Raw genomic sequence first — 6918 nt, 5'->3', positions numbered from 1 at the left:
GTACTTGGCGAAGGTGGCCGCATGGTCGCTGGAACCGCGCGCGCAGGTGACCACGGCCCGCGGCGGACTGGCCCGCAGCCGCTCGCCGATCGCTGCTGCGACCCGCGCATTGGCCGCCACCTGCCGCGCCACCACGCGCGCGGCCTCGCCCGCCTCCTGGAACATGCCGGTGGCTTCGGCGACGAGGGGCTGGGCTTCGGGACGGGTCAAGACGGTCGCCTCCAAGACGGCTTCCTTTGCAAGGTTCGGATCAGGACAGGGCGTTCAGCTCGGCCACGAAGTCGTAGGCGTCGCCGCGGTAGTAGGATTGGGTGACTTCCACCGCCCGGCCGTCCTTGAGGAAGCCGCGCCGCTCGATGAGCAGGCCCGCGTCCTTGACCGGCACGCCCAGGAGGTCGGCCTGTTCGGCGGCGAACAGGATGGCGCGCAGCCGCTGCAGGGCGCGCACCGGGCGATGGCCGGTCTTTTCCAGCGCCTCGTAGAGCGAGGTCTCGACGATCTCGGTGGAGGGCAGGGCGAAGGCGGCGATGGTGGTGTATTCGACGGCCATCGGCGCGCCGTCGGCATAGCGGATGCGCGCGAAGCGATAGACCGGGGTTCCGGGCGACAGGCCCAGCGTCAGCGACTCCTCGGGGGTCACCTGGCCCTCGCCGCGGCTGATCCATTCGCTGTGCGGCACGCGACCGCGCGAGATCATGTCCTCGGAGAACGACGAGAGCTTGGAGAAGCTCTTTTCCACCCGCGCGGCCACGAAGGTGCCCGCGCCCTGGCGACGCGTCAGCAGGCCTTCGCTGACCAGGCCGTCCAGCGCCTTGCGAACGGTGATCCGCGAAATGCTGAATTCTTCGGCAAGGTCGCGCTCGGCCGGCAGGGCGTCGTCGGGCGACAGGATCTTCTTCTGGATCGCCTCGCGCAGGGCGCGCTGCAGCTGCTTGTACAGCGGGGCGTGGTCCTGCCCGTGGCCGTCCAGGCGTCCGATCTTTTCGGAAAACAGCATCACGTCCCAACCCCTTGGCGTACGGCCGCCAGGCCCCCAACCGCTCGGATCCGGCCGACCCGATGACCGGCGCAACAGTTCATGACCATTTTCATACCAATTATCTCGTGGTCTGCAATTGGTTCTTTTTAGGTCTTGTCAGGTGCAAAAATTTCGTCACAGTCACACTCCGAGGCCTGAGAAGTACCGCTCGTTGCGGGTTCGCCGCGAGAAATTGGTATCAGATTGGGCTTTGGGGTTCGGCTCCGGGTCCAATGGCCCGGCACAAAGGGGAGAAGCCGAGTTATGAAGAGCATCCACAAGGCGGTCTTGACCGCTTCCGCCAGCCTGCTGGCCGTACTGGTCGCCGCGCCCGCGATGGCGCAGGAGACATCGACCTCCGTAGAGGAGGTGGTCGTCACCGGCATTCGCGCGTCGCTGCAGCAATCGATCCAATCCAAGCGTAACGCCGACGCCATCGTCGACGTGGTCACCGCCGAAGACGTCGGCAAGTTTCCGAGCTCGAACGTCGCCGAAGCGCTGACGATCGTGCCCGGCGTCACCGTCGACCGCCAGTTCGGTCAGGGTGAAAAGGTCTCGATCCTGGGCACCGACCCGGCTCTGAACCGCACTCTGCTGAATGGTCAGACCGTGGCTTCGGCCGACTGGTTCATCCTTGATCAGCCCGGCCGCACGTTCAACTACGCCCTGCTGGCGCCGCAGATCGTCGGCAAGGTCGAAGTGTTCAAGTCGCCGGAAGCCCGCATCGATGAGGGGAGCATCGGCGGCACGGTCATCGTCAACACCCGCAAGCCGCTGGACCTGAAGCCGCTGACGCTGCAGGGCTCGCTCAGCTACCTCTACAACGACCGCTCCAAGGAGTCCGACCCGCAGGTCGCCGTCCTGGGCAGCTGGAAGAACGAGGCGGGCACCTTCGGCATCGCGGTCTCGGCCCAGCACGCCAAGGACCAGCTGCGCCGCGACGGCATCGAGTCGTACGGCACGATCCCGGCCAGCTACTACAACGGCGGCAACGCCGAGAACCCGGTCAGCTCGATCACCAACGGCAACTGCACCGGCGCCTGCGCCACCACCCTGGCGGCCAATCCGAACGCCCGCGGCGTCAACTCGCTGTCGGTCTCCTATTTCGAACAGGAACGCGTTCGCGACAGCTACACCGCCGCCGTCCAGTGGCGCCCGACCGACGCCCTTGAGCTGAACTTCGACTGGCTGAAGATCAAGGCCACCTACGACAACACCAACCAGTCGCTGTTCGCCTTCCAGGGCAACACCTGGAACAGCCTGGGCGCGCTGACCGCGATCACCATCGAGGACAACGTCATCCGCAAGGCCTCGTTCAAGCATGCGCTGAGCGTGCTGGACGTGCAGTACCGCGAGGCTGAGCTGAACTCCGACACCTACCACTTCAACGGCAAGTGGACGGGCGACGGCTTCGACGTCTCGGGCGACGTCGGCTACTCCAAGGCCGACGGCGGCACCAAGCGCCAGCTGTACGGGGAGTTCCTGAACTGGGCCGACTACACCGTCGACTTCACCGGTACGCCGGGCTCGCCGGGCGTGCTGACCTACACCAACCCGACCGCCGACGGTAACCCGCTGAGCGACGCCAGCAAGTTCTCGTTCGACGGCGGCTGGGGCGCGGGCGACCCGTCGGTTCCGGGCGCGCCGGGCTACAACTCCGGCTGGGGCGGCAACATCGTCTCCAAGCCGACCACCGACAAGGAAACCTACGGCCAGCTCGACTTCGGCAAGGACTTCGACGGCGTGATCAAGCGCGTCCAGTTCGGCTACAAGTACCGCAAGCACGAGACCACCCAGGCGATGTCGGGCGTCACGGTCGCCGTCTACGGCAACCCGGCCAGCGCTTCGCAGTTCAGCCCGTCGATCGTGCCGAGCAACTACCTGAAGGGCTTCGACGGCGTCACCGACGCCATGGGCAGCCGCTTCAAGATCGACGGCAAGGCGCTCGCCGACTACATCGACGCTGGCGGCTACCTGCGTCCGTGGCAGGCCAAGCCGGTTCCGACGGTGTTCGGCAACGCCGAGTTCACCGCCCAGAACTGGGGCATCGAAGAGACCATCAACGCCCTCTACGGCCAGGCCAACTTCGAGGCCGAGAACGTTCGCGGCAACTTCGGCCTGCGCTACGTGAAGACCGAGTCCGACAGCGGCGGCTACGCCTGCGTCAACCAGACCGCCACCGGCTGCGGCACGACCGCCGCCGACTGGGCCTGGAAGGTGAAGTCCAAGAAGTACGAGGACTTCCTGCCCAGCCTGAACGTCATCGTCGACGTCCAGGAAGACCTGGTCTTCCGCTTCGCCGCGGCCCAGGTGATCTCGCGTCCGAACTACGCCGACATGTCGAACTACTTCTGGCTCTCCGACCAGATCCTGACCGGCGGCGGCGGCAACCCGGACCTGAACCCGTACAAGTCCAGCAACGTCAACGCCTCGCTGGAATGGTACTTCGCGCCGGAGGCCATCCTCTCGGTCGAAGCCTTCCACAAGGACATCAGCAACTACATCCTGCAGCAGACGGTCGCCGAGCAGCACTTCAACCAGGCGCGCAACGCGGTCACCACCTACCAGATCAGCCGTCCGACCAACGCCGGCTCCGCCACGGTCAAGGGCTTCGCGGCCGCTTACCAGCAGAGCTTCGGCATGGGTTTCGGCCTGCTGGCCAACTACACCTATGCTGATGGCGAAGCCGACGGCGGCGCTCCGCTGCCCTACAACTCCAAGCACCAGATCAACGTCAGCCCGTTCTACGAGCACGGTCCGTTCTCGGCCCGGGTGACCTACAACTGGCGCTCGAAGTACTTCACGGGCCTGGATCGCGGCGACCAGATGTTCGTCCGCGCCTTCAAGGGCCTGGACGCGACCGCCGGCTACGCCTTCAGCGAGAACGTCAACCTGTCGGTCTCGGCGCAGAACCTGCTCGACAGCGAGTACTACGCCTACGCCAACACCACCATGCTGCCGCGCGGCGTCTACCGCACCGGCCGCAAGCTGCAGGCGACCCTCAACGTCGCCTTCTAGGGCCGGAACCGGAGGCGCGCCCCGCGGCCCGTCTCCGATACCGCCGATTTGCATCGCGCGCGGCTTGGTTCAGGATCGCCCTCATGACCCGCCAGGCCGCGCCGATCGCCCTCATTCCCCTCCTGACTGCAAGCAGCGAGCTGGGGCGGGACGGCTTTGGCCGGCCCGCCCCCTTTTTGCCGACGGCTTGCCGGTGAGAGCGTCCCGCACATGATTCAAGCTTCACGCGCCGCCCTGTTCCTGGCCTGCGCCGTCTCCGTGGTCCTAGCCGCGCCGGCCCTGGCGGCGCAGCCGCTGAGCCTTACCCCCGCGCCGGTGAAGGCCCAGGCGGTCGAGGGCAGCTTTCGCCTGACCGCCGCCACCCGCATCCACGTGGCCAAGGGCGACGTCGAGGCGCGAGGCGTGGCGCTCCAGCTTTCCGACCTGCTGCATCGCGCCCGGGGGATCCGCCCAGCCGTGGTGGAGGGCGAGCCCGCCGCCGGCGAGGCGGCCATCTCGCTCGTTCGCGGCGGCCCCGACGGCGAAGGCTACGGCCTCGACGTGGCGCCCGGCGGGGTGAAGATCACGGCGCTGAAGCGCGCGGGCCTGTTCTATGGCGCGATCAGCCTGTGGCAGCTGGCGGTACAGGACGAGACCAGAGGCCCCGTCGACGTGCCGGCGGCCAGGGTCGAGGACGCGCCGCGCTTCGCCTGGCGCGGCTTCATGCTCGACAGCGCCCGCCACTACCAGTCGGTCGACACGATCAAGCTGCTGATCGACGGCATGGCCGCCCACAAGCTCAACACGCTGCACTGGCACCTGGTCGACGACCAGGCCTGGCGCCTGGAGATCAAGAAGTATCCGAAGCTGACGCAGGTCTCGGCCTGGCGCACCCCGGCCGGCGCGGCCGCCCGCGATCCCAAGACCGGCAAGGCCGTGCGCTATGGCGGTTTCTACAGCCAGGACCAGGTGCGCGACCTGGTCGCCTACGCGGCGGCCCGCAACGTCACCATCGTTCCCGAGATCGAGATGCCGGGCCACGCCCTGGCGCCGATCGTGGCCTATCCGAAGCTGGGCCTGACGCCCAACCCGCCGGCCCTGGCCATGCATGACTGGGGGATCTTCCCCTATCTCTACAACGTCGACGACGGCACGTTCGCCTTCCTCAACGACGTGCTCGACGAGGTCATGGACCTCTTCCCGTCGCAATACATCCACGTCGGCGGCGACGAGGCCGTGAAGGACCAGTGGAAGGCCAGCGCGGCGATCCAGGCCAGGATCAAGGAACTGGGCGTCAAGGACGAGCACGGCCTGCAGAGCTGGTTCATCCAGCGGGTCGAGAAGCACATCAACGGCCGCGGCCGTCGTCTGATCGGCTGGGACGAGATCCTCGAAGGCGGCCTGGCCCCCAACGCCACGGTGATGTCGTGGCGCGGGATCGACGGGGCCATCGCCGCCGCCGGCCAGGGCCACGACACGGTGCTGTCGCCCGAGCCGACCCTCTATTTCGACCGCCGCCAGAGCACCTCCGTCGACGAGCCGCCGGGCCGCATGACGGTCAGCAGCCTGAAAGACGTCTACCAGTTCGACGCCGCGCCCGACGCGCTGACGGCCGACCAGCGCAAGCACATCCTGGGCGTCCAGGCCAACCTGTGGGTCGAGCACATCCGCACCGACGAGCGGGTGCAGCTGATGGCCTTCCCGCGTCTCGTCGCCCTGTCGGAAACCGCATGGACCCAGGAAGAGCGCCGCGACTGGAACGGGTTCACCACCCGCGTGCCGGCGCAGATGGCGCGCCTCAAGGCGCTGGGCCTCAAGGCCAACACCGCGCCGTTCGAACCGCAGGCCACGTTGCGTCCCGGCCAGGACGGCGCGATCGCCGCCAGCTTGAAGAGCGGGCTTGAGATCGGCCAGGTGCGCTACACCACCGACGGCTCGGAGCCGACCGCGACCTCGCCGGCCTATGGCGAAGCTCTGTCGCTGAAGGCGGGGACCACCCTGAAAGCCCGCAGCTTCCTGGGCGAGGCGCCGCTGGGCCGCACCCGCGCCTGGACGGCCACCAAGCTGGCCGCCGAAACCCGGGTCAGCCGTCAGCTGGAACTGTGCGGCAATGCGATCCCGCTGCTCTTCGAGGACGACGCGCCGGAAACCGGCCGCGACGGCGAGCGCGCCATCTTCGCCACCGACGTCATGAAACCGTGCTGGGTGTGGAAGGGCGCCGACCTGTCCAAGGGTCTGAAGCTGACCGCCCGTGTCGGCCAGACGCCGTGGAACTTCCAGATCGGCAAGGCCAAGGACCAGATCGTGGTGCGCAAGCCCGCCACGCCCGACGGCGAGCTGGAGGTCCGTCTCGGCGGCTGCGAGGGCGAGCGGATCGCCACCATTCCTCTCGGCAAGGCCGGACGCGGTCCGGGCCTGGGCGTGGTCAGCGGTGCCCTGCCGGCCCGCGACGGCGTCCACGACCTGTGCTTCTCCTTCACCGCCAAGGGCCTCGATCCGATGCCCGCCCTCGACCGCGTCACCCTGACCGCGGCCGGCCAGTAGTCTCCACCAGTAACGTTCCGGCGAGAGTTCTCCACGTGTCCACGCTCGTTCTTTCTTCGCCCCTCCAAGGCTGGGTAGCGTCCTTGGAGGAGACGCCGGACGCGGTGTTCGCCGAGCGTATGCTGGGGGATGGTTTGGCGATCGATCCGACGGGTTCGGTGCTGCATGCGCCGTGCGACGGGCGGGTGATCTCGGTGCACCGGGCGCGGCACGCGGTGACGCTGCGGGCGGGCAACGGGGCCGAGATCCTGATGCATGTGGGCCTGGAGACGGTGGCCCTGGACGGCGAGGGCTTCAGCGTCCACGTCGCCGAAGGCCAGGCGGTGAAGGCGGGGCAGGCGCTGATCGGCTTTGATCTG

General features: G+C 67.8%; 4 protein-coding genes and 1 pseudogene. 3 read left to right on the top strand and 2 right to left on the bottom strand.

What is annotated here, in order from left to right:
* Both G5B46_RS24030 and G5B46_RS24025 read right to left on the bottom strand, forming a co-directional pair.
* Window positions 1–165: pseudogene (locus tag G5B46_RS24030) on the bottom strand (iron dicitrate transport regulator FecR); the annotation flags it as partial.
* 85 nt (window positions 166–250) lie between these two features.
* Window positions 251–997 carry a GntR family transcriptional regulator gene (locus tag G5B46_RS24025; RefSeq protein WP_165263206.1) on the bottom strand — a complete coding sequence of 249 codons (747 nt, stop codon included), beginning with the start codon at window positions 995–997 and terminating at the stop codon, window positions 251–253.
* Window positions 998–1282: 285 nt separating this feature from the next.
* On the opposite strand from G5B46_RS24025, the gene G5B46_RS24020 reads away from it, so the two are divergent.
* The 3 genes from G5B46_RS24020 to G5B46_RS24010 all read left to right on the top strand — a co-directional run.
* Window positions 1283–4036, top strand: a complete 2754-nt coding sequence (locus G5B46_RS24020; protein ID WP_165263204.1) for a TonB-dependent receptor — start codon at window positions 1283–1285, stop codon at window positions 4034–4036.
* A gap of 210 nt (window positions 4037–4246) precedes the next feature.
* The gene (locus G5B46_RS24015) at window positions 4247–6559 is read left to right on the top strand and encodes a family 20 glycosylhydrolase (RefSeq protein ID WP_165263202.1); all 2313 of its coding nucleotides are present in this window, start codon (window positions 4247–4249) and stop codon (window positions 6557–6559) included.
* A 35-nt stretch (window positions 6560–6594) separates the two neighbouring features.
* On the top strand, window positions 6595–6918 hold a 324-nt coding region (locus tag G5B46_RS24010; protein ID WP_165263200.1), incomplete at its 3' end, for a PTS glucose transporter subunit IIA.

The sequence above is a fragment of the Caulobacter sp. 602-2 genome (assembly GCF_011043625.1).
Taxonomy (GTDB): Bacteria; Pseudomonadota; Alphaproteobacteria; order Caulobacterales; family Caulobacteraceae; genus Caulobacter.
This window is presented reverse-complemented; position numbering and strand designations above follow the sequence as displayed.

Coding starts and splice junctions, on each gene's coding strand:
- G5B46_RS24020 (WP_165263204.1), top strand. CDS start 1,283: ATGAAGAGCATCCACAAGGCGGTCTTGACCGCTTCCGCCAGCCTGCTG.
- G5B46_RS24025 (WP_165263206.1), bottom strand. CDS start 997: ATGCTGTTTTCCGAAAAGATCGGACGCCTGGACGGCCACGGGCAGGAC.
- G5B46_RS24015 (WP_165263202.1), top strand. CDS start 4,247: ATGATTCAAGCTTCACGCGCCGCCCTGTTCCTGGCCTGCGCCGTCTCC.